This is a genomic window from Lysobacter sp. OAE881, from assembly GCF_040546665.1.
Taxonomy (GTDB): domain Bacteria; phylum Pseudomonadota; class Gammaproteobacteria; order Xanthomonadales; family Xanthomonadaceae; genus Lysobacter_J; species Lysobacter_J soli.
This window is the reverse complement of the sequence record NZ_JBEPOG010000001.1, coordinates 1,388,356-1,414,244: the sequence shown is the minus strand read 5'-3', so window position 1 is coordinate 1,414,244 and position 25,889 is coordinate 1,388,356. Positions and strand designations below refer to the sequence as shown.

Genomic DNA, 25,889 nt, shown 5'->3' with positions numbered 1-25,889 from the left:
GCCGCTCCCGGCCACGTCAGACGTCGAGCACCACGCCCGGCCGCGCGAGGGTCGCCTGCACGCCGTAGGTGTCGCCGATCTCGCCGGCCAACGCTTCGCGCGCGCGATCCTCGCCATGCACCAGGGCAAGTGGCGGATGCCCCGTGCCATCGCCACCGGCGATCGCGCCGTACCACGCCATCAGGCCGCGCTGGTCGGTGTGCGCCGACAGCCCGCCGACCGTGTGCCGCTGCGCATTCACGCGCACGTCGTGGCCGTGGATGCGCACCCACTTCGCGCCATCGACGAGGCGGCGACCGAGCGTGCCTTCGGCCTGGTAACCGACGAACACCACGTGCGTCTGCCGGCGATCAAGCCGATGGCGGAAGTGATGCAGGATGCGACCGGCGTTCGCCATGCCCGAGCCCGCGATCACGATCGCGCCGCGCTCGACGCGGTTGATCGCCATCGATTCCTCGCGCGACTGCGTGAAATGCAGGTTCGGCAGGCGGAACGGATTGGGTTTCTCGCGCCACACGCGCTGTGCGTCCTCGTCGAACAGGTCGGCATGGCGGTCGTAGATGGACACGACCTTCGCCGCCATCGGGCTGTCGAGGAAGATGTGCCAGCGCGACAGCTGCCATTCGTCCCAATGCCGCGCGAACCAGTACAGCAGCTCCTGGCTTCGACCCACGGCGAATGCGGGGATCAGCACATTGCCGCCCTCGCGCCACGCGGTGTCGAGGATGTCGCCAAGTTCGCGGATGGTCTCGGCCCGATCGCGATGCAGGCGATCGCCGTACGTGGATTCCATCAGCACCAGGTCCGCGCGATCGATGTCCGCCGGATCGCGCAGGATCGGCGTGCCCTTCGGGCCGAGGTCGCCCGAAAACACGAGTTTCCGCTCGTCTGCCCAAAATTCGACGCTGGACGAGCCGAGGATGTGCCCCGCTTCGCGGAACGCGATGTCGACGCCGGGCAGGACCGTGGTGCGCGTGTCGTACGGAAGGGGCCGCACCAGCTCCATCGCACCGGTCACGTCTTCGCGCGTGAACAGCGGTTGCGCTTCGGGCTCGCCCGCGCGGCGGTAACGATTGTGGCGCTCGGCATCGCCTTCGGAGATCGATGCCGCGTCCATCAGCATGATCGGCATCAGTTCGGCGGTGGCCTGCTGCGCGTAGATCGGCGCGCGGAAACCACGTCGAACCAGCAAGGGCACGCGGCCGATGTGGTCGATGTGCGCGTGGCTGATGACCAGCGCGTCGAGCGCTGCAGGTTCGAAGGGAAACGCTTCGGCGTTGCGACGCTCGGCTTCGGGACTACCCTGGATCATGCCGCAGTCGAGCAGCACGCGCCGCCCGGCCGCTTCGACTTCATGCAGCGAACCGGTGACTTCGCCGGCCGCACCGTGGAAATGCACGCGCATCGGATTCCTCCTGTTGCGCGCACGCTACCACGGCGCGCGCCGGCGATCGCGTCAGCGCGGCGGCGGGACGATGCGCTCCTCGCGCACCACCGTGCCGTCGGCGCGCACATCGCGATAGACGACGCTTTCGGCCGGGCGACCGTAATCGCGCGGCGTATCGCGCCATGCGGCGAGCAGATCGACGTTCTGCTTCTCGATCACCTCCAGGCTGCGCGCGATGCGACGCAGCAGGCCCTTGATGCCGAACACGGCGAACGGCACGAGGATCCACAGGATCGCAAGGATCAGGCCGAAGGCGAAGATGCAGAGGAAGAGAAACGAATTGGCGCCGTAGGCGGCGTTGGCGACGGTGCTGTCCATCGTGCGCTCCGTGGTGGGTGACGTGCTGGAGTCTTCGCGACGATGCGTGATTCCGACGTGGAGCTTCGCGTGATTCGCGCGTGACGAATGCGTCACGCGCGCAGGTTGGTGAAGCTCGCGTTTCCGAGTCCCGTGCCGATCGTGAGCACGCCCCACCGTTTCGCGCCGCGCATCCGCGGACGTTCGCTCAATCCCTGCACGACGGCGTCGTTGTGCATCGCGACGACCGGCACGCGGCCGCCAATGCGGTCGAGCCTGCGCCCGAGCTCGCCCGGCAGGTGGAACGGCGCTTCCCAGTCGCCCGGCAGGTTCTGCGCCCCCTGCGGAATGCGGCCGTCGGGCTCGATCTGCCCCGGGCATGCGATGCCGACGAACGGCGCCAGCCGCAACCCGATCGTGCGAGAGAAGGCCGACAAACCGTTGAGCATCGCCGCGAGCCGCTCGATCGCTTCGCCGCGTCCGGGGTCGTCGTCGGCATGTCGCCACTGCATGCTTTCGATCACGCGCGCCTTCGCGCCGTCCGCCGATTTCGACAGGCGCGGTTCGACGATGCCGCAGCGGATGTTGGTGCCGCCGACGTCCACGGCGAGAAACGCATCGGAGCGCCGATAACTCGCCGGCAACAATTGGGTCCAGCCGAGCAGTCCGCCTTCGTCGGGATCGTGCGACAGGACGTGCAGCGTCACGCCACTGCGTGCGCTTCGGAGCATGCGTTGCGCGCGGCGGATCGCGAGCTGGCCGAACTGGCTCTCCGGCATGCCGCCGCCGATCACGATCCGCTTCACGCCGCCCCACGAGGGCTGCTCGCGAAAGCGCTGCACCACATGCACCAGCCTGCGCGCGTATTCCTCGACCGCCAGGTGCGTCACGTGCGAGGCGTCGGCATCGCCGCCGAGCAGCACCAGGTCGATGTCCTTCTTCGACAATTCATCGCTGCGCGTGCGCCCGAACGGATCTTTCCCGGTGGCGTGCACCTTGCGCACGGTGTCGAGCACCTGGCGGAACGCGGTCTGGCTCGCGCGATCGCCGAGAAACCCCTTTCCTTCGGGATCGGGGATCGCGAGGTTGTAGCTGTCGATCGTCAATCCCGGCAGGCGAGACACGCCGTGCGGGCCGCCGGCTTTCGTGCGGCGGGAGGCGGGACGTTTGTTTGGAGTCTGGCGGGCCATGCGCCATCTTCGGGCGCGTGGCGGCTACGACGCGTCAAAAGCACGTGCGATTGGCTCAGCCGACCGCTGCCAGCGCCTGCCGGATTTCTTCCGCCGTCGAAGGCCGCACGACGCGCGCGATCTCTTCACCGTCACGCAGCACGACGAGCGTTGGCCACAACTTCACGCGATAGGAGCGGCCGAGCGGACGCCCCGGGCCGTCTTCGACCTTGACGTGCCGTACGTCGTCCAGCGGCGCCAGCACTGATTCAATCGCCGGCTGCGCACCAGTGCAGTAGCCGCACCAGTTCGTGCCGAATTCGAGCACGGAGATGCCCGCCCACGCGTCGACATCGGCGCGGGCGGGTTCGTCGTCGGTGTAGGTGCGGACGTATCCCATCGATGCGAAGCAGACGCGATGCGGCGTTACTTCTTCGTGACGCCGGGCGTGTCGTCGGCGAGCGGCCGCACGTACTGCACGAGGCTCACCAGCAGCTTGCCCGGTTCTTCCCACGGCACCATGTGCGAGGCGTGCTCGAACCACACGCCCTGCTTGTACGGCGCCTTCACCTGCTTCAGCCACGCATCGGTCGGCTCCGACGGGGTGGTGTAGTCGTGGCGCCCCATGAACATCAGCACCGGGATCGGGAATTCGCGCACGCCCGACATGTCCACCGCGAGGAACTCCGGCAGGATGCGCCCGAGCGTGAACACGTTGCCGGCATCGACGGCGCAACGCTCGGCGTCGGTGTATTCGGGCGAGAGCAGCGGCGCGCGATAGAAGTACGTCGATTCGTCGCGGTACGCCGTGAGGCCGCCGTAATACTGCGCCCACTTGCGCGCGGCGATGATGCGTTCGCGCGTGATCGGCGTGTTGCCGGGATACGGCGCGATGGCTTCCATCTCGCGCACCGCCTCGGCGTTGCCCTTCGCCTTCGCCGTGGCCATCGCGTAGTCGAAGCTGATGCGCTCGTTCTCGCGCACGTTGATCACCTGGCCGACGCCGATGTACGCATGGAACAGGTCGGGACGCTTCAGCGCCGCCTGCATCGCGATGATCGTGCCCCAGCTGTGCCCCATCAGGATCAGCTTGCGCTTGCCGTAACGCGCGCGGACGTCCTCGGCCATGGCGACGACGTCGTCGACGAAGTTCGGAATGTGGATGGTGCCGGCGACCTTCGCTTCGTCATTGGCCACGAAGGTCTTGCCGGCGCCGCGCTGGTCGTACGTCACCATCGTGAAGTACTCCTCCAGCGGACGCTGGAACTGCCACAGCGTCGGCGTCAGCGGCGAGGCCGGCCCGCCGTGAACGAACAGGACGATGGGGTTGTCGCGATCCTGCCCGCGTACGTTCACCCACTGGTCGATGCCGTTGATGCGGGTCTTGTAGGACTCCTGCACGCCGTTGGGCGTTTCGATGCGGCCCAGATCCGCAATGATCTTCCGCGCGGGCTCGTAGGCCGCGGTGTCCTTGCAGGCCTGTGCGTTCGCGGCGAAGGCGCTGGCGACCATCGCGAACGCGGCAAAAAGGCGGGCGAATACGACTTTCCTCATGAATGTCCCCTTTCCGGATCGGCGGAGCTTAGGAATCGCTGCCGCCCTGGCACAAGGGATACGTTCAGCGCGCGAGCCGTTGCGATACAGGCCTTGTCTCTTCGCAAGCCGGCCATCCGCGGCCGGCGACGCCGGCTTTGCCGATCCGGGCGTCCGACGCCCCGAGCCGCCTGTTCCCGGCCGCCCCGTCAACGTGACCTTCGACACCCTCGGCTTGGGACAATCGGGTCTAATGTCGCCCAACGCCCCGTCCCGGGGCCTGTCCCAACTCCCTTATGCCTGCCGGCCGGAGCCCTTCGTGAGCCTCAACAAACCCCAAGTCCTCGTCCTGTCCCTCGCCGTCGCCGCCGCGCTGACCGCGTGCGGGAAGAAGGACGAAGCCGCCGCCCCGGCCGCCGACGCCGCCAAGCCGGCCGACGCGCCCGTCGCCTACACGCTCGACGAGAGCAAGCTGCCGGGCGTGAACCGCTTCACCGTCGCGGACCTGGATACCTCCAAGAACGCGTGCGAAGACTTCGGCGGTTACGTCAACGGCAAGTGGCTCGCCGCCAACGCCATCCCGGGCGACCGCACCTCGTGGGGCGCGTTCGAAATGCTGGACGAGCGCTCCACCGCCGTGCAGCGCCAGCTGGCCGAGCAGGCCGGCGCCGACAAGAACGCCAAGGGCGTCGAGAAGATCGTCGGCGACTTCTGGGCCACCGGCATGGACGCGGCGAAGATCAACGAACAGGGCATCAAGCCGATCCAGGGCAAGCTCGACGCGATCGCCGCGCTCGACACCCCGGAGAAGATCGCCGACTACATCCGCACCAGCGCCGCCAAGGGTGAGAACTACCTGTTCGGCTTCGGCGCCGAAGCGGACTTCAAGGACTCCAAGAACAACATCGCCTACGCCTCGCAGGGCGGCCTGGGCCTGCCGGACAAGGAGTACTACACCAAGCCGGAGAACAAGGAGAAGCTCGACGCCTACCAGGCGCACATCGCCAAGGTGCTCGAACTGTCCGGCGTGCCGGCCGCCGACGCCGCCAAGCAGGCGCAGGACGTCATCGCGTTCGAAACGCGCCTGGCGAAGGTGTCCAAGTCGAGCGAGGAACTTTCGCGCGACGTCTCGCTGTACTACAACCCGGTGAGCCTGGCCGACGCCGACAAGCTGGCGCCGAACTTCCCGTGGACGAAGTTCTTCGATTCGCAGGGCGTCGCGCAGCCCAAGATGTTCTCGCTGTCGGTGCCGGCGTTCCACGCCGAAGTGAGCAAGATGCTGGCCGACGTGCCGGCGCAGCAGTGGCAGAGCTACCTGCGCTTCCACACCGTCGACAGCGCCTCGCCGTTCCTGTCGGACAACTTCGTGCAGGAAAACTTCAACTTCTACAACAAGACCCTGCGCGGCCAGGCCGAGCTGAAGGAACGCGGCAAGCGCGTGCTCGACACGATCGAGAACGAAGCCGGCGAAGCGATGGGCCAGATGTACGTGAAGGTGGCCTTCCCGGCCGAATCGAAGGCACGCATGGAGGAGCTGGTGAAGAACCTCTCCGCCTCGCTGAAGACGCGCATCGAAGGCCTGGCCTGGATGTCCGACGAGACCAAGAAGAAGGCCGAGGAGAAGTGGGCCGCCTTCACGCCGAAGATCGGCTACCCGGACAAGTGGCGCGACTGGACCGGTCTTGAGACGAGCCGCGACAGCTACATCGGCAACGTGCTGGCTGCCAACGAGTTCAACTACAAGTGGAACCTGGGCAAGATCGGCAAGCCGGTCGACCGCACCGAATGGGGCATGCCGCCGCAGATGGTGAACGCCTACTACAACCCGCTGCAGAACGAGATCGTCTTCCCGGCCGCCATCCTGCAGCCGCCGTTCTTCGATCCCAACGCCGACGACGCCACCAACTACGGCGGCATCGGTGCGGTGATCGGCCACGAGATGACGCACGGCTACGATGACCAGGGCAGCCGCTTCGGTGCTTCGGGCAATTTCGAGAACTGGTGGACCGACGCCGACGCGAAGGGCTTCACCGGCCGCACCGACAAGCTCGTGCAGCAGTTCAACGGTTACGAAGCCGCCAAGGGCGCGCACGTCAACGGCAAGCTGACGCTGGGCGAGAACATCGCCGACCTCGGCGGCCTGGCGACGGCCTACGACGCGATGAAGAAGGCGACCGAAGGCAAGGAAGACCCGAAGACCGACGGCCTGACGCGCGACCAGCGCTTCTTCCTCAACTGGGGCACCGTGTGGCGTCGCAACTTCAAGCCGGAAGAACTGCAGGTCCGCCTGAAGACCGACCCGCACGCGCCGGCCAACTTCCGCGCGATCGGCGCGCCGTCGAACCTGCCGGCATTCGCCGCCGCGTTCGAGTGCAAGCCGGGCCAGCCGATGGTGCGCGAAGGCGACAAGCAGGTCGTGATCTGGTAATCGCGCGAACCACACCGTAAGACACGGCCGCACTCGTCGTCGGCCGCGCGAAGGCCCGGGTTTCCCCGGGCCTTCTTTTTTGCGTCGAAGGCGCCGTGCGCGTGAGGACGGACGCTCACATCGCCGTTGCTAGACTCCGGCCACCCTGCCCTCCCCCAGGTACGGAGCCGCCATGAACGTTCGTCCGCTCGCCTGCGCGCTGATCGCCTGCCTCATCGCCATGCCCCACGCCGACGCGCAGAAGAAGCGCGCGGCCAAGCCGAAGGCCCCGGCCGCGCCCACCGCCTGCAGCGACTTCTACGCCAGCGCCAATGCCGACTGGCTGCGCAGCAACACGACACCGCCCGCCTCCGGCTCCACGTCCGCGCTGGAACAGCTGGCCGCGCGTTCGCGGCAGCAGCAGCTGGACCTGCTGGATGCCGCGTCGAAGTCGCCGCAGAACAACGTGCAGAAGCTGCTCGGCGATTTCTGGGCCAGCGGCCTGGACGAAGCGGCCGTCGAGCGCGACGGCGCGCAGCCGATCGCACCGCTGATCGCGCGCATCGATGCCGTCAAGAATGCCAAGGACATCCCACCCTCGATCGCCGCGCTGCACCAGGTCGGCATCCCGGTGGTGTTCAACTTCGGCGCCGACGTCGACCTGCAGGATCTCGAACGCCACATCGGCTACTTCGCGCAGGGCGGCCTCGGCCTGCCCGACCCGGCGTACTACACGCGCAACGACGCCGAGACGCAGGCGCTGATGGGCCGTTACCGCAACTACGTCGAGAAGATCCTCGCGTTGACCGGCACGCCGGAAGCGCAGATCAAGACCGATGCGCAGACGGTGCTCGACCTGGAAACGCGCATCGCGACCGCGTCGAAGTCGCTGATCGATCTGCGCGATCCGCGCGCGAACTTCGCGCCGGTCGATACGAAAACGCTCGCCAAGCAGTACAAGCGCCTGCAGCTGGGCGATTTCCTCAAGGCGCAGGGCGTCACCGACGATCGCGTGTCGATGGCGAACCCGCAGTTGTTCACGCAGCTCGACACGCTGGTCGGCAGCCTGAAGCCGGCGCAGTGGAAGGCCTACCTGCGCTGGCGCGTGGGCGATGCGATGGCGCCGTACCTGGCGAAGTCGTTCCGCGATGCGGAGTTCGAATTCCGCGGCCGCGTGCTGCGTGGGCTCGCCGCGCCCCAGTCACGTCCGCAGCAGGTGCTGGATGCGATCACGCTCGCGGCCGGCCCGATGGTCGGCCACGAGTACGCAGCGCGCTACTACTCGCCCGCCACCGACAAACGTGCCGAGGACATCGCAAAACAGGTGCGCGAGGCGCTCGGGCAGGCGCTCGATCGCGACACGCGTTTCAGCGCGGCGGCGAAGGCCGAGGCGAAGGCGAAGCTCGACAGGCTGAAGATCGAGGTCGGGACGCCCAATCGCGATCTGGATTACACCGTGCAGCCGATGGGCCGCGGCAGCTTCGGCAGCAACATGCTGATCGCCTCCACGTGGCGGCATCGCGAGGAGATGAAGCGCATCGGCCGCGGCAACGCCGATCGCCGCTGGGACGTGCTGCCGCAGGATCCTTCGCTCGCCTACGACATCACGCAGAACCGCCTGATCGTCACCGCCGCGATGCTGCAGCCGCCAGTGTTCGACACGACGAAGGACGCGGCCTGGCTGTACGGTTCGTACGGCGCGCTGGTCGGCCACGAACTGAGCCACGGCTTCGACAACCGCGGCCGCTACGTCGATTCGAAACAGGAACTGCGCGACTGGTGGACGCCGACCGAAACCAGCGCGTGGGATGGCTTGAGCAAGCGCATCGCCGCGCAGTACTCGGGCTTCGACTATCCCGAACTGAAAGGCGTGAAGGTCAACGGCGCGCAGACCGCCGACGAGAACATTGCCGACCTGGCGGGCGTCGAGCTGGCGTGGTCGGCGTTCGGCAGTGCCGAACCGTCGGCCGCGAAGCCGGCGCAGCAGTCGTTCTACAAGGGCTGGGCGTCGCTGTGGCCGCAGCGGATGACCGAGGAAATCGCACGCCAGCGCGCCGCCACCAGCGTGCACGCACCGGGGCAGTGGCGCACGAACGGCCCGCTGCGCAACCAGCCGTCGTTCGGCGAGGCGAATGCGTGCAAGGCCGGCAACGCGATGCAGCTGGCGGCAGACCAGCAGATCCGGTTGTTCCCGTGAGTAGAGCTGCGGCGCCTAGTGTTCGGGGTCGCGGCTGCCGCTGCTATTGCCGCTGCTGTTGCTGTTGCTGTCAAACAGCCGATCCGTCACTAGCTCCCACGGGCGCCGCACAGGATGTGCGGCGGTGAGCGCTGAGCCATGGATGGCGAATCGCGAACGCGCCCTTTTGCTTTCCGCTCGCAGGATTGATTTGGGCAAATGGAAGGCCCTTTCTTTTGGTTACTTTTCTTTGGGCAAGCAAAGAAAAGTGACCCGAGCGCCGCAGGCGATCGGAAGCTTGGCGGGTGATTTTTCTTTGCTCTTCGACGCCACGGGTAAAGCGTGGAAAGTCCATGGATGGTGCCGCCATTCGGCGGCCCAGAAGCGGCCCGCCTTCGCGGGAACGACGAGCAGCAGCGGCTCCAAGATCACGATGGATTCCAGCTTTCGCTGGAATGACGGTGAGGGTCAGGAACCGTCGATGGAGTGCCGGACGCAACGGGCCTAGATCCCGGCTTCCGCCGGGATGACGGAGAAGCGCTATCTCACCACCCGCATCTTCGGTGGCCCCTTGCGGCCGAACGGTGGCTGCCCGCGCCAGTAACGGATCAGCAGCCAGCCGAACAGCATGCCGCCCAGGTGCGCGAAATGCGCCACGCCCGGCATCGTGTTGGTGATCCCAAGCAGCAGCTCGATCGCGCCGTAGACGATCACCAGCGTGCGTGCCTTCATCGGGATCGGCGGAATCAGCAGCATCACCCGCTGGTTCGGGAACAGCATGCCGTACGCGAGCAGCAGGCCGAAGATGCCGCCGGAGGCGCCCACCGTCGGATACGCCGGTTCGCCCTGCGATACCGTCCACATGCCCACCGCCAGCTGGCACAGCGCCGCGCCAACGATGCAGACCATGTAGTACGTGAGATAGCGACGATCGCCCCACACGTGTTCCAGCGGCGCACCGAACATCGCCAGCGCGAGCATGTTGAACAACAGGTGGGCGAAACCGCCGTGCATGAAACCGTAGGTGACGACCTGCCACGGCATGAAACCGACGCCGTACAGGTCGGCATCGCTGTGCGGCGGCCAGAGCATGAACTGCGCCAGTGCGACGTCGCCGATGATCAGCTGCAGCACGAACACCAGTCCGTTCGCGATCAGCAGGGCCTTGGTGACGGGGGGAAGGTTGGAAAACATCGCGGCTCCTTCGAGTGCGCTACATGGTAGCCGTCGCGAAGGCCGGTTGCGTTCGCGCGCGATACACGGTCGGGCGAGGCGGCCGTCAGCCGCGCGTGGCGCGTCGGGTCGTGGCCGGGGTGGACGCCTTCCGAGCGGCCCGGGCGGGCTTCGTCGTGGTGCTGCTGCGTTTGCGCGCGGCGGACGGAGACATGGGCATGCCCCACATCTGCTCGTCCAGCGTCGCCGCGGCGCGCTGGCCCTTCACCTTGCCCGATTCCACGCGCACGCCTTCGGCGCGCAGGCGCTGGCTCTGTTCGCGGAATCCCTTCGAACCGTCCGGGAACGCGATGCGTCCGTCCGAACGCAGGACGCGATGCCACGGCAGCGCCGGATCCTCGTTCTGGCCGAGCAGGCGCGCCACGAGCCGTGCGCGACCGGGCAGGCCCGCGCGGCGGGCCACCTCGCCGTAGCCAGCGACCTCGCCCGCCGGGATCGCGCGGATCGCGGCAAGAATCCGTCCATGTACGTCGTCGGCAGCGGGCTTGCCCATCGCGGTAGCATACCGGTCTCCCCCGGCAGGAGCCGCTCTCCGTGCGCAACTTCGATTCGATCCGCAGCCACCTCCAGGCCGCGAAATTCCGCCTGACCGACCACGACGTCGACGTGCTGTGCATCGAACTGTCGCTCGAACACGGCACCCGCCACCAGGCGATCTTCCTGTCCGAGCTGGACGACGACGACGGCCGTCCGTACCTGCGCGTGAGCACGGCCGTCGCGCCGATCACCGGCCTGGACGCCAAGCGCGCGCTCATCTTCAACTGGGAAAGCCGCGTGGGTTACCTCGCCATCGGCGACCTCGACGGCGTCCCGCACCTGCAACTGTGCGAGAACCGCCCCTATGACGGCCTGGACCCGGCGGAAATCGACCGCCTCGTGCTCGAGATCGGTGGCCTGGGCGATCGCATGGAACGCATGCTGTCGGCAGGCGGCGACCTGTTCTGAGGTCGGCCGCAAGCACCTGAAGAAAAGGCCCGCATCGCGGGCCTTTTTCATGTTCGTGGCAAGGCCTCAAGCCCAGCCAAAGAACCGGAACAGCTCGAAGAACGCGTAGGCGATGCCGCCGGCCGCCGGGATCGTGAGGATCCACGCCCAGATCATCTTCTCCACGACCGTCCACTTGATCGCGTTGAAGCGCTTGGCCGTGCCCACGCCCATGATCGCCGAGGAGATGTTGTGCGTGGTCGAGACCGGAATACCGAGCGAGGACGCCGCCATGATTACCGCCGCCGCGCTGGTTTCGGCTGCGAAGCCGTTGATCGGATGCAGCTTCACGAGCTTGTGGCCGAGCGTCTTGATGATGCGCCAGCCGCCAGCGGCAGTACCGGCGGCCATCACCACGGCGCAGGTGAGCTTGATCCACAGGTCGATGTCGTTGTTTTCGAGCGCCGCCTGCGACGGGTGCAGGAACGCCAGCCACGACGGCAGGTTGTCCAGCGTGCCCGCCGCCTGCGCGCCGACCAGCGCCAGCGCAATGATGCCCATCGTCTTCTGCGCATCGTTCATGCCGTGCGCGAAGCCCATGCCGGCCGCCGACACCAGCTGCGCCTTGCCGAAGAACGCGTTCACCCAGCGCGGGCGCGCCATGCGCGCCAGCACGCCACCGCTGCTGGCCATGAAGGAGATGATCGCGAACAGCACGCCCATCACCACGAAGCCGGCAGCGAAGCCCAGCAGCGGCGACGAGAACATCGGCACGACCACCTTCCACAGCACGCCGGCGCTCTTGTACCAGGGGTCGGCGGGATGCGACCAGATCACCGAATGGAAGTTGTTGCTGGCCGCGGCGACCGCCGCGCCACACAGGCCGCCGATGAGCGCGTGCGAGGACGAGGACGGCAGACCCTTCCACCACGTGATCAGGTTCCACACGATCGCGCCCAGCAGCGCGCACAGGATCAGCTGCGAGGTGACTTCCACCACGCCGGTGTCCAGCAGCCCCGACGCGATGGTCTTGGCCACCGCCGTGCCCCACAGCGCGCCCAGCAGGTTGGTGCTCGCGGCCAGCATCACGGCCTGTATCGGCGACAGCACCTTGGTCGCCACGACGGTGGCGATGGAGTTGGCGGTGTCATGGAAGCCGTTGATGTATTCGAAGGCGAGCGCCGCGAATACCACGACCAGGACCAGGGTCAGCATCGGACCGACCCCTTAGGAATTCTTCAACACGATTTCGTAGGCGACCACGCCGGCCTCGCGGCAACGGTCGATGGCCTTCTCCAGGATCTCGAAGAACTCCTTGAGCAGGAACATCTGCAGGTTGTCCAGGCGGCCGGAGTAGATGTCGCGGTAGAGCTCCAGCATCAGGCGGTCGGCTTCGTTCTCGATGGAGCGCAGCTGGTCGTTGAGCGCCTTCATCGGCTCGAGCTTCAGGTTGCGCAGCTCGTGCACCATCTTCACCACCACGGCCGACGCCTGCTCGAGCATCGCCGCGCGCGGGGCGAAGTCGATGTGCTCCAGGTGGCGGGTGGCCAGCGAGTAGCGGTCGGCGAACTTCTCGACCTGCTTCGGGATCTTGTACAGCGCCGAGGCCAGGGCTTCGATGTCCTCGCGCTCGATCGGCGTGATGAAGCTGTTGACCAGTTCGAAGCTGATCTTGTCGGACGCTTCGCGTTCGCGCTGGCGGGCCAGCTTGAAGGCGTCCAGCGCCGGCTGGCGATCGGCGGCCTTGAGCATCGCGTGGAGCGCCTTGGTGCTGTCGTGGGCGGCGACGGCGGCCTCTTCCAGCAGCGTGTAGAACTGGTTGCCTTGGCCGAAGATCGTTTGCAGGGAGAACATGCGGAGGGGGCCTCGTGGTGCCGGAATGGCCGGCGCGGTGGGTCTGCGGGGCGAATTATGACGGTTTGGGGACACCGGCGCGCGCCTGGGTGCCACCCATACGGGTTGATTTCGGCCGTCCTGCTACCATCCAGAACGCTCATCCCCCTTTTCACCCTGCCATTACGCAATGGACGACGACCCAGAACGGCCGCCCGCCCCCGCCTGCGCGCGCCTGCGCCACCCTCACGGCGCCTGCACCCCAGCCTGCCAACATCCTGACGGACGGACCGCATGCTGGAACTGCTGATCGTCATTGCCCTGATCGTCCTCAACGCCTTCTTCGCGATGTCGGAGATGGCGCTGATGACCTCGCGCAAGATCAAACTCAAGCAGATGGCCGAAACCAGCCGCGGCGCGCAGGTCGCGTACGAGCTGGCCGAGCATCCCGACAACCTGCTCTCCACCGTGCAGGTCGGCATCACCGGCATCGGCGTCCTAACCGGTACCTTCGGCGGCGAATCGATAGGCCTGGCCATCGCGGGCTGGCTGCAGGGCATGTGGCCCGATGCGGCCCAGTACGCGCGTGCCATCGGCATCGGCACGGCGGTCACGCTGATCACTGCCGCGTCCGTCATCTTTGGCGAGCTGATTCCCAAACGACTGGCGCTCACCAATTCGGAGCGCATCGCGTGCGCGGTGGCGATTCCGCTGTACTGGCTCTCGCGCGCCGCTCGTCCGATCGTCGCCGGACTGGGCGCGATCAATCGCTTGGTACTGCGCCTGCTCGGCATCAAGGACGACGCACGCAGTGCCATCAGCGAAGAGGAAATCCGGCTGCTGGTAACCGAAGGCCACGAACAGGGCGTGATCGACGCCGACGAACGCAAGATGATGAACCGCGTGCTGGGCCTGGGCGATCGCACCGCCGAAAGCCTGATGACGCCGCGCACGCGCATCACCTGGCTCGACGCGGCTGCCGATTTCGCCGAGAACCTCGCCACCATGCGCGAGACGCCGTTCTCGCGCTATCCGGTGTATCGCGAGAACGACAGCGAGGTGCTCGGCATCCTCGAGGTGAAGTCGCTGCTCGATCGCCTCGACGAGAAGGCGCCGGACCTGTTCAAGGAACTGCGCGAACCGCTGTTCGTGTCCGAGTCCACGCATGCGATGAAGCTGCTGGAAATCTTCCGCGAGGAGCAGCAGTCGCTCGCGCTCGTCGTCGACGAATACGGCGACGTCACCGGCATGGTCACCGTCGCCGACCTGATGGACGCCATCGTCGGCCGCGTGCACGCGATCGGCGGCGCCATGGGAGAGGACGAGGACGACAGTCACGCGCCGGTGGTGGAACGCGCCGACGGCTCGTTCCTGATCGACGGTTCGCTGCCGGTCGAAGACCTGCGCGAGCTCATCGGCAGCGGCCGCCTGCCCGACGAGGACGAACACGATTTCCATACCGCTGCCGGCATGGTGATCGCGCATTTCGGCCGCATTCCCTACGTGGGCGAATATTTCGACTGGGCGCAGTGGCGCATCGAGGTCGTGGACCTGGACGGTCCGCGCATCGACAAGCTGCTGCTGTCCAGGCGTCCCGAACCGGAGCCGGTGACGGATGACGCCTCCGGCTGACCAGGACCGCCACGAATACCGCGAAGCCGGCACGCGCGCACTGCTGGACGTATTCGCGGCGGGGAATCCTGACGAACAGCTGCGCATGGGTGACGTGCTGCACGGCCTGGGCGACCGGTCCTTTGGCATGCTGCTGTTCGTCTCGACGATCCCGGCGTTCATCCCGATCCCGGGCGTCGGCGGCGCGATCAGCGGCCCGCTGGTGATCCTGATCGGACTGCAGCTGCTGATCGGCCTGCGCCAGCCGTGGCTGCCGAAGTTCCTCGCGCGGCGCGGCCCGCACCGCCATGCGATGGCGCGTTTCCGGGATCTCCTCGCGCCCTGGCTCACGCGGCTGGAGAAAGTCGTGAAGCCGCGCCTGCCGGTACTGCTCGACCACCGCGTCGCCGACTTCTTCACCGGCGTGCTGCTGGTGTTGCTCGGGCTGCTGCTCTCGCTGCCGATTCCGTTCACGAACTACCTGTTCGGCGCGTTGCTGCTGCTGTTCGCTTTCGCGCTGCTCGAACGCGATGGCTGGCTGATGGCGGTGGCATGGGCTGCGGGCGTCATCGCCATCGCGGTGTTCGGCGTGCTGTCCGGAAGCCTCGCCACGGCGGCTGCAGGCTGGATCGACATGCTCTTCTGAGCATTCGCGAGTGCGTGACGTGCCGAAGCGAGCGCTTCGGCACCTTCGGGCGACGTAAAAAAAGGCCCCGCAATGCGGGGCCTTTTCGTTACGCGATGGAACCGCGGATCAGGCGAACGGATCCTGCAGCACCATCGTGGCGTCGCGGTCGGGGCCGGTGCTGACGATGGCGATCGGGCAGCCGGCCAGTTCCTCCAGCGCGCGCAGGTAGGCACGTGCGGCCGGCGGCAGCTTGTCCCACTCGGTGATGCCGTGGGTGTTCTCTTCCCAGCCCGGGAACTCCAGGTACACCGGCGTGCATTCTTCCCAGCCCGCCGCGTCCAGCGGCGCGTACTCGGTGCGCTTGCCGCGGTATTCGTAGGCGATGCAGATCTTCAGCTTCTCCATGCCGTCGAGCACGTCGAGCTTGGTGATGCACAGGCCGGTGATGCCGTTGACGGCCACCGCGCGGCGCAGCGCGACGATGTCCATCCAGCCGCAGCGACGGGGACGACCGGTGGTCGCGCCGTACTCCGCACCGCGATCGCGCAGGCCCTGGCCCACTTCGTCGTCCAGTTCGGTCGGGAACGGACCGCCGCCGACGCGCGTGGCGTAGGCCTTGGCGATGCCGAGCACGTAGTCGATCGCGTCCGCGCCCACGCCGGTACCGGCATACGCGCCGCCCACGGTGGTGTTGGACGACGTGACGTACGGATACGTGCCGTGGTCGATGTCGAGCAGCGAACCCTGTGCGCCTTCGAACAGCACCTTGCGGCCCTGCTTGCGCAGATCGTGGAGGATGCCGGCGACGTCGGACTTCATCGGCTCGACGTACTCGCCGAACGCGAGCGCTTCGTCGAGCGTCTGCTGGAAGTCCACCGCCTCCACGCCCAGGTACTTGGTGAGCACGAAGTTGTGGTAGTCCATCGTGGTGCGCAGCTTCTCGGCGAGCTGCTGCGGGTAGTGCAGGTCCGCCACGCGGATGCCGCGACGCGCGACCTTGTCCTCGTACGCCGGGCCGATGCCGCGGCCGGTGGTGCCGATGGCCTTGCCGCCGGCGGCCTTCTCGCGGGCCTGATCCAGCGCGATGTGGTACGGCATGATCAGCGGCGTCGCCGGGCTGATCTTCAGGCGCGAACGCACGTCCACGCCGTTGGCTTCCAGTTCGGCGATTTCCTTCTTCAGCGCCGCCGGCGACAGCACGACGCCGTTGCCGATCAGGCACAGCGCGCCTTCGCGCAGGATGCCGGAGGGAATCAGGTGCAGGACGGTCTTCTTGCCGCCGATGACCAGCGTGTGGCCGGCATTGTGGCCGCCCTGGAAACGCACCACCGCCCCGATGTCCTGCGTGAGCAGATCGACGATCTTGCCCTTGCCTTCATCGCCCCACTGGGCACCGAGAACGACGACTGACTGACCCATTTCGAAGCTCCTGACTCCATTGCATTGGATGGCCGCGCGGCCGGGCCGCCTGGGGGCACGCAGTGCGCGCCCCGCAAACAGCAAGAAAGCCGGCGGGGCGCTGGGCCCCGTCCGGCTTTTGTGCATTATCCGGGTTTTGGGTGGGCGGGACCACCCCGCCACGATGATCGGTCGCCGATTCGCGCGCCGATCGGCCTTCACATGGCGAACCGACCGATTCGATCAGGTCAGCCACCGGAAGATGGTCGTCGCGAGCCGCCTCAGGCGGCGCGCACGAGCCACAGCGACAGCAGGCCGAGCCCCACCACGACCGCCCCGACGACCCGCAGGTGCCGGTCCGGCAAGCCGTGGAGCTGCTCGGCGGCCCGCTTCCAGCCGCGTGGCGCGACGAACAGGAACAGTCCCTCCAGCACCGCGACCAGGCACAGGGCCGAAATCAGTTCCAGCGCCATGCTCGATCGTTCAACGGTCCGAACGCAGGTACTGCAGGAACGGGTCGTCCTTGCTCAGCACGATCACGCCGTCGCCATTGGCGAACGACTTGCGGTACGCATCCAGACTGCGCTGGAAGGCGAAGAATGCCGGATCGCGGTTCGCCGCCTGCGCGTACAGGCGCGTAGCTTCGGCATCGCCCTCGCCTCGCAGCTTCTGCGCATCGCGCTCGGCCTCGGCAACGATCACCTGCTTGTCGCGATCGGCCTTCGCGCGGATCGCCTGTGCCTGCTCCAGGCCTTCGGCGCGCAGCTGGCTCGCGACCTGCAGGCGCTGGCTGCGCATCTGGTTGTAGACCGAGCCGACGACATTGCTGTCCTGCGGCAGGTCGATGCGCTTGATGCGGATGTCGACGATCTTCACGCCCAGCGTTTCGGCGCCCTGGTTGATCGCCTCCAGCTGGCGGCCGATGACCGCCGTGCGATCGCCCGACACCACCTGCTGCAGCGTGCGCGAGTTGATCTCGTTGCGCAGCGAATCGCGGATGATCGGCGCCAGGCGCGCGACCGCGGTCGTTTCATCGCCGCCGGTCGCGCGATAGAACGCGCGCATATCGTTGATGCGACCCAGCGCGAAGAAGTCGACGCTGACGTTCTGCTTGTCGAAGGTCAGGTAGCGCTCGGGTTCGGCATCGAGCACCTGCAGTCGGCGGTCGAACACGCGCGCCGATTCCACCAGCGGCCACTTGAAATGCAGGCCGGGGCCGATGTCGGTGCGCACCACGCGGCCGAGGTTCAGCACGATGGCGCTGTGGCCTTCGCTGACCACGAACACCGAACCGAGCAGCGCGAACAGCGCCGCGACGACCAGGGCGATCCAGAGGGAGAACTTCATCGCGTCACCTCCTCGCGACCGGAGGGCCGGGGCGAGCGTGTCGGGCGGGCCGAATCGGACGATTCGGTGGTGGTCGGCGGCGCCAGCAGGTCCGGCGTGAGCAGCGGAGAATTCGGCGTGGGCGTCGGCGCGCGGCGCTCGCCCATCGGCACGTAGATCACGTTGCGACCGTCGCCACCGACGATGGTGCGGTTGTCGGACAGCACGTCCTGCACCGTGTCCAGCCACAGGCGCTTGCGCGTGACTTCCGGCGCGTTCTTGTATTCCTCGACCATCTGCGAGAAGCGCGACGCGTCACCTTCGGCGCGCGCGATCGAGGCGGTCTTGTAGCCTTCCGCCGCGGCGCGCACCTGGGCGGCCTGGCCGCGCGCTTCGGGCACGACCTGCTTGGCGTAGGCCTGCGCCTGGTTGATCTGCGTCGTCTTGTCCGATGCAGCGCGCTGCACTTCGTCGAACGCGTCCTTCACCTCATCCGGCGGACGGGCGTTGGGCAGGTTGAGCTCGGTGACGAACAGGCCGGTGCGATAGGTCTGCAGCGAAGCCTGCAGCTGCTGGCGCACCGTCGTGGTGAGTTCGGAGCGCGCGTTGAGCACGGTATCCAGGTCCGAACGGCCGACCTGCTCGCGCACGGCGCTCTGCGCGGCTTCCTTCAGCACACGGTCGGCGTCGCGCGAACCGAACAGGTACATCTGCGGATCACCGATGCGGTATTGCACGTTGATCTCGACATTCACCATGTTCGCATCGCGCGTGAACACGGGAACGGTGTCGCTGTAGGCGTTGCTCTGCGTGGCATTGACCTTGGTCACGCGCTCGATCGGCCACGGCGCCTTGAAGTGCGGGCCGGGATCGAGCACGCGGGCGAACTGGCCGAAGCGCAGCACGACGCCGCGTTCCTGCTCGGTCACCAGGACGAAGCAGTTGAACACCAGCCACAGGGCGAACACGATGCCGACCCAGCGCAGGATGCTCCCGCCGCCTCCGGCACCGCCGCCGAACAGCCCGCGCAGTGGATCGATCAGGGCGTCCAGGCCACGGCCGCCGGGCCGGCGGCGGGGATTTCGTCCGTTCGGACCGCCGGAATTGTCACTGCCAGGGGTGTTCCAGGCCATGCCTGCTCCAATCAGGGGATGTCCGCCCGCATTCAGCGGCGCGCACGTGCGTCGATTCTAGGTGGGGGTGCGATGTGCCTCAAGCAATGCGCCTGGCCACGCCGCGAACGCGCTCAGGCCGCATCCTCGTCGTCCTGCTCGGGCAAAAGATGGCGCAGCGCCTCGCCATGGGCCTGCGCGAACAGGCGCTGCGCGTCGGCCAGCGGCAGGTCCACGCGGATCCGCCAGCCGTGCTCGTCGTGGTCCTCGCCACGCACCGCGCCCAGGTCGTGCAGGCGCGCGCGCAGTTTGGCCGCCTGCGGCGGCAGGCGGACTTCGCCGACGACATGGCGCAGTTCCAGCGCTTCGGCCAGCGCCTGGCGCAGCAGGTCCAGACCGAGCTCGTCTCGCGCGGACAGCCAGACGCGCACGCGCCCTTCCGCCGGACGGTCGATGCGGGGCGCGACGGTCTCGCCGTCGGCGCCGAGCCGGTCGATCTTGTTGAACACCAGCACCTGCGGCAGGTCGCCCGCGCCGATGTCCTTGAGGACTTCATCGACCTGCGCGATGCGCTCGTCGCGCAGCGGATCGGCGGCGTCGACCACGTGCAGCAGCAGGTCGGCCTCGCGGGCCTCCGACAGCGTCGAACGGAACGCGGCGACCAGTTCGTGCGGCAGGTCGCGGACGAAGCCGACCGTGTCGGCCAGCACCACGCCGCCGCCGGAGAGTTCGATGCGGCGCACCGTCGGATCCAGCGTCGCGAAGAGCTGGTCGGCCGCGTACGCCTCGGCGCCGGTCATCGCGTTGAACAGCGTCGACTTGCCCGCGTTGGTGTAACCGACCAGCGCCACGCGCGGCAGCTCGCTGCGCACGCGGGCGCGGCGCATCTGCGTGCGCTGGACTTCGACCTTCTCCAGGCGTCGCTGCAACTGCTCCAGTCGCTTCTGCAGGAGGCGACGGTCGGTTTCCAGCTGCGTTTCGCCGGGGCCGCGCAGGCCGATGGAACCGCCGCGCTGTCGCTCAAGGTGGGTCCAGCCGCGCACGAGTCGCGTGGCCATGTGCTTGAGCTGCGCAAGCTCGACCTGGAGCTTGCCGTCGTGGCTGTGCGCACGCTGCGCGAAGATGTCGAGGATGAGCCCGGTGCGATCGACCACGCGGCGCTGCAGTGCGCGTTCGAGGTTGCGCTCCTGCCCGGGCGATAGCGGATGGTTGACGAGGATGAGGTCGGCGCCGGTGGCTTCCGCGGCGGCCTTCACTTCTTCGAGCTTGCCGCTGCCGATGAGCATGGCGGCATTGGGACGGTCGATGCGAGCGGTGAGCACCGCGGCGACCGTGGCGCCCGCGGAGCGGGCGAGATCGGCGAATTCCTCCAGCAATCCCTCGTCCGGCGGACCGCCGGCATGGGGTTGGATCAGGAGGGCGTGCTCGCCTTTGCGGGATCGTTCGAACAAACCGGGGCTCAACCTGTACGGGGGCAGGAAGAGAAGATGGGCACCGACCCGCGGCCGCACAAGGGCCGCAGGTCATCACGCCGCCGATCGGACCGTTGCCGGCCGGCGCGCGGGCCCATCAGGCCGTCGATGCGGCGCTTATTCGGTTTCTTCGCTTTCCTCGCCGCCGGATTCGGACGACTGGACGTAACCGCCGCCCGGTCCCACGCGCACGTTGCGCGCCGGCACCACGGTGGAAATCGCGTGCTTGTAGACCATCTGGCTGACGGTATTGCGCAGCAGCACGACGAACTGGTCGAAGGACTCGATCGTGCCCTGCAGCTTGATGCCGTTGACCAGATAGACCGAAACCGGCACGCGTTCGCGTCGAAGCGCGTTCAGGAAAGGATCCTGCAAAGACTGTCCCTTGGACATGCGTTGTTCCCCAACTCGTTCTAGTTATCAGTGGTGTTGCAGCCGCACGGCCGACGAGCCGCGATCGCCGGCCCGTCCCCACGAGCGGCGACGGCCCGATGGTAGCGCAAACCCGCGCGAGTGCACGCGCACCCGATTCAACCCTTGGCCGGTCCGCCAAGGCCGTCGAGAAACGCCGCCCGGACGGCCTCGAGCTGGTCGCGCTGGCGCTGCGGATCGAACCACAGGGCATCCAATTCGCCGCGGAGCCAGGTGAGCTGGCGCTTGGCCAGCTGGCGGGTCGCGTACACGCCGCGATCACGGAATTCCGATGCCGTGGTCGCGCCATCGAGGTGCTCCCAGGCCTGCCGGTAGCCGACGGCACGCAACGCCGGCAGGTCGAGCGGTGCCGGATGGTTGCGCAGTTCCGGCAAGGCTCGCAGCGTGCGCACTTCGTCGAGAAAGCCGGCTTCGAGCATCAGGTCGAAGCGCCGGCCGATGCGCTCATGGAGCACCGCCCGATCCGCCGGCGCGAGCACCAGCTTGAGCACGCGCACCGGCAACCGCGGTGGCCGGTGCTCGCGACGCCAGTCGCTGATCGTCCGGCCGGAGAGGCGGAAGACTTCCAGTGCCCGCTGGATACGCTGGGCGTCGGTGGCGTGGATGCGGGCGGCGGCTTCCGGGTCGATCACCGCCAGATCGGCATGCATCGCGGCCCAGCCGCGCCGCTGCGCTTCGGCTTCCAGTTGCGCGCGCATGTCGGCGTCGGCTTCCGGCATCGGCGAAAGCCCATGCAGCAGTGCGTGGAAGTACAGGCCGGTGCCGCCGGCGAGGATGGGCAACCGCCCACGGGCCACGATGTCCTCGACCGCGCGCCGCGCATCGACGGCGAACTCCGCCGCCGAGTACGGCTGCCACGGCTCGCGCAGATCGATCAGGTGATGCGGCACGCGCGCCAGTTCGTCCGGCGTCGGCTTGGCCGATCCAATATCAAGCCGCCGGTACACCAGCGCCGAATCGACGCTGACGATCTCGCCGCCGAAGCGTTCGGCCCAGTCCAGCGCGAGCGCGGTCTTGCCCGAAGCGGTCGGGCCCATGAGGGCAATCGCGAGCGGGCGCGGATCGGCGGGCATGTCGAAGGCGGCGGGTCGGGGGCGTAGCCTCGCACAGCCGGGTCGCAGGGAGAACGTCGGCCGCCCCGGCTTTCCACACAACGTGTGGAGAACCACTGGGGCAAGGCTGTTGATAAGACATCGCAGCCCAGGCGCCGCAAGGCCTTCCGGGTGATTGGCGAAATTTTGGCCAGCGCGCGTGCGCTATCCACATCGCCTGTGGACAAGCCTGCGGACAGCGATGTGGGCAGTGGCCGCATACGTCGCAACCACGGGCCTCCCCGCAAGTCTGGCTAAAAAATCACCACACATTCTGCTTGACGGATGCGACGGTTTCGGCATCGCCGACATCCATGACGACGACGCGCTGCGACGCGACGAACGCGGCTATCCACACTGCCTGTGGACAAGCCTGCGGACAGCGATGTGGATTCCATGCTGCACGCCTTGCGCTGCAAGCGTCGCAAGGAGTTTGGACAGAAACTGGCCACAGAAAACGTTTGACTTGCGGCGCCGATTACGCATTGCGTGCGTGCGTTTCTGGCCGTGATCAGCGCGGCTATCCACACAGCTTGTGGACAAGCCTGCGGACAGCGATGTGGGAATCGTGCCGAGCGCCTTGCCACACAAGCTTCGCAGCAAGTTTGGTCAGAAGCTGACCACCTAAATCACTGACGTACGCGCCGATTTCGGCGTGTACACGTGCGCTATCCACACGGCCTGTGGACAAGCACGCGGACAACGTTGTGCGCATCGCGCTGCAAGCCTTGTGCAGCAAGGCCTCGCAGGGATTGGTCAAAATATCGCCAGGCGATGCGTCATTCCTCGTCGGGCCACTTCGGCATCGACGGCGCGCTTTTCGCGCGCGGCATCGCCTGCGAGGCGACGGCGTTCCACACCTTCAGTGCATCCACGGTGGCGGCGACATCGTGCACGCGCAACAGCTTCGCGCCACGCTGCGCGGCGATGAGGTGCGCGGCCACGGAGCCCGACGCGCGTTCGCGCGGTGCATCGCGGCCGGTAATCTCTCCGATCGTGCGCTTGCGCGACAGTCCGGCGAGCAGCGGAACACCCAGTTCGGCAAGGCGTTCGAGTTGCGCGAGCAAGGCGAGGTTGTGCTGCGTGTTCTTGCCGAAACCGAAACCCGGATCGACCACGATCTTCTTCTTCGCGATGCCGGCCATCTCCGCGGCGAAGATCCGTTCGGCGAGGAAGCGGTGAACATCGGCGACCACATCGTCGTAATGCGGCGCGTCCTGCATCGAACGCGGTTCGCCCTGCATGTGCATCAGCACCACGGGCACGCCGAGTTCGGCGGCAGTACCGAGCGCACCTTCGCGACGCAGCGCGTAGACATCGTTGATCATGCCCGCGCCGGCCTGCACGGCCGCGCGCATGACCTCGGGCTTGGAGGTGTCGATGCTGATCGGCAGCGAGGTCTCGCGCGCGAGGCGTTCGATCACGGGAATCGTGCGGCGCAGTTCTTCCTCGACCGACACGTCGGCCGCGCCGGGCCGCGTGGATTCGCCGCCGATGTCGAGCACGTCGGCGCCCTCCTCCGCCAGCGCCAGCCCGTGCGCCACGGCGGCATCGAGCGTGTCGTGCGCGCCACCGTCGGAAAACGAATCCGGCGTGACGTTGACGATGCCCATCACGCGCGGGCGATCGAGCGCGAGCGGACGGCCGTTGCAGTCGAGGATGGGCGTGATGTCGAACATGGCGGCCGTGATCGCGAGGGAAAGCGCGATCTTACGGCTTCGGTGCGTGCCGGGATGACGGGAAGGCCGGCGTCGACATCCGCGCCGCCAAAAGCAAAGAGCCGGCACCAGGCCGGCTCTTCGATGCAGCTCAGGTAACGCGATCGATCAGGTCTGCGCCGCAGGACCGCCGATCGTGCCGGGACGCTCGCCGTCATCCTTCGGCGTCTTGCCGGACTTCGACCAGTCCGCCGGCGGGCCCGGCTTGCGGCCGGCCATGATGTCGTCGATCTGGTGCGCGTCGATGGTCTCGTACTGCAGCAGCGCATCGGCCATCACGTGTAGCTTGTCGAGGTTGTCCTTGAGGATCTGCGTGGTGCGGCCGTACGCCTTGTCGAGGATATCGCGCACGACCTCGTCGATCTTGCGCGCGGTCTCGTTCGACACGTTCTTGTGCTGCGTCACCGAACGGCCGAGGAACACCTCGTCCTCTTCCTCGCCGAAGGTGATCGGGCCCAGTTCCGACAGGCCCCACTTGGTGACCATGTTGCGGGCCATCTTGGTGGCGCGCTCGATGTCGTTGGACGCGCCGGTGGTGACCTTGTCGGCGCCGAAGATCAGTTCCTCGGCGACGCGGCCGCCATACAGCGAGCACAGCTGCGATTCGATGGCGACGCGGTTGAGCGAATACTTGTCGCCCTCCGGCAGGTACATCGTCACGCCCAGCGCGCGGCCGCGCGGAATGATCGTGACCTTGTAGACCGGATCGTGCTCCGGAACGATGCGGCCGACGATCGCGTGACCCGCCTCGTGATAGGCGGTGTTGCGCTTCTCGTCCTCGCTCATCGCCATCGAACGACGCTCGGCGCCCATCAGGATCTTGTCGCGCGCACGGTCGAAGTGCTCCATGCGCACGTCCTTGGCGTTCTCGCGCGCGGCGAACAGCGCCGCCTCGTTGCACAGGTTCGCCAGGTCCGCGCCGGAGAAGCCCGGCGTGCCGCGCGCGATCGTCATCGGATCGACGTCGTCGTGCAGCGGCAGCTTGCGCATGTGCACGCGCAGGATCTGCTCGCGGCCCTTCACGTCCGGCAGGCCGACCACGACCTGGCGGTCGAAACGGCCCGGACGCAGCAGCGCCGGGTCGAGCACGTCCGGACGGTTGGTCGCGGCGATGACGATCACGCCTTCGCCGCCCTCGAAGCCGTCCATCTCGACCAGCAGCTGGTTGAGCGTCTGCTCGCGCTCGTCGTGACCACCGCCCAGGCCCGCGCCGCGATGGCGGCCGACCGCGTCGATCTCGTCGATGAAGATGATGCAGGGCGCGTGCTTCTTGGCCTGGTCGAACATGTCGCGCACGCGGCTCGCGCCGACGCCCACGAACATCTCGACGAAGTCCGAACCGGAGATGCTGAAGAACGGCACCTTCGCCTCGCCGGCGATCGCGCGCGCCAGCAGCGTCTTGCCGGTGCCCGGCGGGCCGACCATCAGCACGCCGCGCGGGATCTTGCCGCCCAGCTTCTGGAACTTGGAGGGATCGCGCAGGAATTCGACGAGTTCGCCGACTTCTTCCTTCGCCTCGTCGCAGCCGGCGACGTCGGCCAGCGTGACCTTGACCTGGTCCTCGCCCTGCAGCTTGGCGCGCGAACGGCCGAAGCTCATCGCGCCCTTGCTTCCGCCCTGCTGCATCTGGCGCATGAAATACACCCAGATGCCGATGAACAGCAGCCAGGGGAGCACGTTGATGATGATGTAGAGGATCGACGGGCCGCTTTGCGGCGGCTGCTGGTCGATGGCGACGCGGTGGTTGATCAGGTCGTTGATCAGGTCCTTGTCGTCCTTGGGCTTGTAGGTCGTGAACTTCGAGCCGTCGCTGCGCACACCGGTGATGGTGGCGCCGTCGTCGGCGATCTTCACTTCCTTCACCTTGTCCTGCTGGACCTGATGGACGAACTGGTCGTACGCCAGCTCCTGGCTCCCGGCAGCGCCACGCGGCCCGAATGCCTGGAAGACCACCATCAACACGACGGCGACGATCACCCAGAGCAGCAGATTCTTGGCCAAATCGTTCATTCAGTTCCTACCTGGCGCCTGCGGCGCGTTGCAGCGGGGGCGGCGCCCATGCGCCGTGCAGCTCGATCAAAC

The 25,889-nt window shown here is 67.2% G+C and carries 23 protein-coding genes and 1 pseudogene; 6 read left to right on the top strand and 18 right to left on the bottom strand.

What is annotated here, in order from left to right; all coding sequences use genetic code 11:
• Window positions 1-16: 16 nt before the first annotated feature.
• From ABIE51_RS06640 to ABIE51_RS06620, 5 genes are all read right to left on the bottom strand, one after another.
• Entirely contained in the window at window positions 17-1,405 is a 1,389-nt protein-coding gene (locus ABIE51_RS06640; protein ID WP_192630130.1) for an MBL fold metallo-hydrolase, read from the bottom strand.
• A 51-nt stretch (window positions 1,406-1,456) separates the two neighbouring features.
• Window positions 1,457-1,765: a hypothetical protein gene (locus tag ABIE51_RS06635; protein WP_147298543.1), complete on the bottom strand. Its 309-nt coding sequence runs from the start codon at window positions 1,763-1,765 to the stop codon at window positions 1,457-1,459.
• 92 nt (window positions 1,766-1,857) lie between these two features.
• Window positions 1,858-2,868: an ROK family protein gene (locus ABIE51_RS06630; protein WP_354503696.1), complete on the bottom strand. Its 1,011-nt coding sequence runs from the start codon at window positions 2,866-2,868 to the stop codon at window positions 1,858-1,860.
• Window positions 2,869-2,989: 121 nt separating this feature from the next.
• Window positions 2,990-3,313 (bottom strand): thioredoxin family protein, encoded by a 324-nt coding sequence (locus ABIE51_RS06625; protein ID WP_192630128.1) that lies wholly within the window; start codon window positions 3,311-3,313, stop codon window positions 2,990-2,992.
• 26 nt (window positions 3,314-3,339) lie between these two features.
• Entirely contained in the window at window positions 3,340-4,467 is a 1,128-nt protein-coding gene (locus tag ABIE51_RS06620; protein ID WP_354503693.1) for an alpha/beta fold hydrolase, read from the bottom strand.
• Window positions 4,468-4,699: 232 nt separating this feature from the next.
• On the opposite strand from ABIE51_RS06620, the gene ABIE51_RS06615 reads away from it, so the two are divergent.
• From ABIE51_RS06615 to ABIE51_RS06605, 3 genes are all read left to right on the top strand, one after another.
• Window positions 4,700-6,874, top strand: coding sequence for a M13 family metallopeptidase (locus ABIE51_RS06615; protein ID WP_192630127.1), 2,175 nt, complete (start codon window positions 4,700-4,702; stop codon window positions 6,872-6,874).
• 172 nt (window positions 6,875-7,046) lie between these two features.
• Window positions 7,047-9,050, top strand: coding sequence for a M13 family metallopeptidase (locus ABIE51_RS06610; RefSeq protein WP_192630126.1), 2,004 nt, complete (start codon window positions 7,047-7,049; stop codon window positions 9,048-9,050).
• Between the two features lie 142 nt (window positions 9,051-9,192).
• Entirely contained in the window at window positions 9,193-9,537 is a 345-nt protein-coding gene (locus ABIE51_RS06605) for a hypothetical protein (RefSeq protein ID WP_192630125.1), read from the top strand.
• Between the two features lie 32 nt (window positions 9,538-9,569).
• On the opposite strand, the gene ABIE51_RS06600 is transcribed toward ABIE51_RS06605, so the two are convergent.
• Together ABIE51_RS06600 and ABIE51_RS06595 are read right to left on the bottom strand one after the other, a co-directional pair.
• Window positions 9,570-10,223, bottom strand: a complete 654-nt coding sequence (locus tag ABIE51_RS06600; RefSeq protein ID WP_115840887.1) for a rhomboid family intramembrane serine protease — start codon at window positions 10,221-10,223, stop codon at window positions 9,570-9,572.
• 199 nt (window positions 10,224-10,422) lie between these two features.
• A pseudogene (locus tag ABIE51_RS06595) lies at window positions 10,423-10,755 on the bottom strand (MGMT family protein); the annotation flags it as partial.
• 41 nt (window positions 10,756-10,796) lie between these two features.
• Between ABIE51_RS06595 and ABIE51_RS06590 the strand changes: the two are divergent.
• Window positions 10,797-11,207, top strand: a complete 411-nt coding sequence (locus ABIE51_RS06590) for a hypothetical protein (RefSeq protein WP_115840889.1) — start codon at window positions 10,797-10,799, stop codon at window positions 11,205-11,207.
• A gap of 66 nt (window positions 11,208-11,273) precedes the next feature.
• Here ABIE51_RS06590 and ABIE51_RS06585 read toward each other — a convergent pair whose 3' ends face one another.
• Together ABIE51_RS06585 and ABIE51_RS06580 are read right to left on the bottom strand one after the other, a co-directional pair.
• Window positions 11,274-12,401, bottom strand: a complete 1,128-nt coding sequence (locus ABIE51_RS06585) for an inorganic phosphate transporter (protein WP_192630123.1) — start codon at window positions 12,399-12,401, stop codon at window positions 11,274-11,276.
• A 12-nt stretch (window positions 12,402-12,413) separates the two neighbouring features.
• Window positions 12,414-13,040, bottom strand: a complete 627-nt coding sequence (locus tag ABIE51_RS06580; protein WP_115840891.1) for a DUF47 domain-containing protein — start codon at window positions 13,038-13,040, stop codon at window positions 12,414-12,416.
• Window positions 13,041-13,313: 273 nt separating this feature from the next.
• Here ABIE51_RS06580 and ABIE51_RS06575 point away from each other — a divergent pair, with 273 nt between their 5' ends.
• Window positions 13,314-14,651, top strand: a complete 1,338-nt coding sequence (locus ABIE51_RS06575; RefSeq protein WP_192630122.1) for a hemolysin family protein — start codon at window positions 13,314-13,316, stop codon at window positions 14,649-14,651.
• Window positions 14,635-15,276, top strand: coding sequence for an exopolysaccharide biosynthesis protein (locus ABIE51_RS06570; RefSeq protein WP_157029651.1), 642 nt, complete (start codon window positions 14,635-14,637; stop codon window positions 15,274-15,276). Before ABIE51_RS06575 ends, ABIE51_RS06570 begins: the two co-directional genes overlap by 17 nt.
• Before the next feature lie 108 nt (window positions 15,277-15,384).
• Here the strand turns inward: ABIE51_RS06570 and ABIE51_RS06565 are convergent, their stop codons facing one another.
• The 9 genes from ABIE51_RS06565 to ftsH all read right to left on the bottom strand — a co-directional run bounded on the left by ABIE51_RS06565 (window position 15,385) and on the right by ftsH (window position 25,817).
• Window positions 15,385-16,677 (bottom strand): adenylosuccinate synthase, encoded by a 1,293-nt coding sequence (locus ABIE51_RS06565; protein WP_157029648.1) that lies wholly within the window; start codon window positions 16,675-16,677, stop codon window positions 15,385-15,387.
• 260 nt (window positions 16,678-16,937) lie between these two features.
• Window positions 16,938-17,129 carry a DUF2065 domain-containing protein gene (locus tag ABIE51_RS06560; protein WP_192630121.1) on the bottom strand — a complete coding sequence of 64 codons (192 nt, stop codon included), beginning with the start codon at window positions 17,127-17,129 and terminating at the stop codon, window positions 16,938-16,940.
• Window positions 17,130-17,139: 10 nt separating this feature from the next.
• Window positions 17,140-18,003, bottom strand: coding sequence for a protease modulator HflC (gene hflC, locus ABIE51_RS06555; RefSeq protein WP_115840898.1), 864 nt, complete (start codon window positions 18,001-18,003; stop codon window positions 17,140-17,142).
• Window positions 18,000-19,115 (bottom strand): FtsH protease activity modulator HflK, encoded by a 1,116-nt coding sequence (gene hflK / locus ABIE51_RS06550; protein WP_115840899.1) that lies wholly within the window; start codon window positions 19,113-19,115, stop codon window positions 18,000-18,002. Before hflK ends, hflC begins: the two co-directional genes overlap by 4 nt.
• A gap of 113 nt (window positions 19,116-19,228) precedes the next feature.
• Window positions 19,229-20,545 carry a ribosome rescue GTPase HflX gene (hflX, locus tag ABIE51_RS06545; RefSeq protein ID WP_192630120.1) on the bottom strand — a complete coding sequence of 439 codons (1,317 nt, stop codon included), beginning with the start codon at window positions 20,543-20,545 and terminating at the stop codon, window positions 19,229-19,231.
• 138 nt (window positions 20,546-20,683) lie between these two features.
• Window positions 20,684-20,959, bottom strand: a complete 276-nt coding sequence (hfq, locus tag ABIE51_RS06540; RefSeq protein ID WP_115840901.1) for an RNA chaperone Hfq — start codon at window positions 20,957-20,959, stop codon at window positions 20,684-20,686.
• A gap of 137 nt (window positions 20,960-21,096) precedes the next feature.
• Window positions 21,097-22,071, bottom strand: coding sequence for a tRNA (adenosine(37)-N6)-dimethylallyltransferase MiaA (gene miaA / locus ABIE51_RS06535; RefSeq protein WP_192630119.1), 975 nt, complete (start codon window positions 22,069-22,071; stop codon window positions 21,097-21,099).
• Window positions 22,072-22,868: 797 nt separating this feature from the next.
• Window positions 22,869-23,768, bottom strand: a complete 900-nt coding sequence (gene folP / locus ABIE51_RS06530) for a dihydropteroate synthase (RefSeq protein WP_192630118.1) — start codon at window positions 23,766-23,768, stop codon at window positions 22,869-22,871.
• 147 nt (window positions 23,769-23,915) lie between these two features.
• On the bottom strand, window positions 23,916-25,817 hold the full coding sequence (gene ftsH, locus ABIE51_RS06525) for an ATP-dependent zinc metalloprotease FtsH (RefSeq protein WP_115840903.1): 1,902 nt from the start codon (window positions 25,815-25,817) through the stop codon (window positions 23,916-23,918).
• Window positions 25,818-25,889 lie beyond the last annotated feature (72 nt).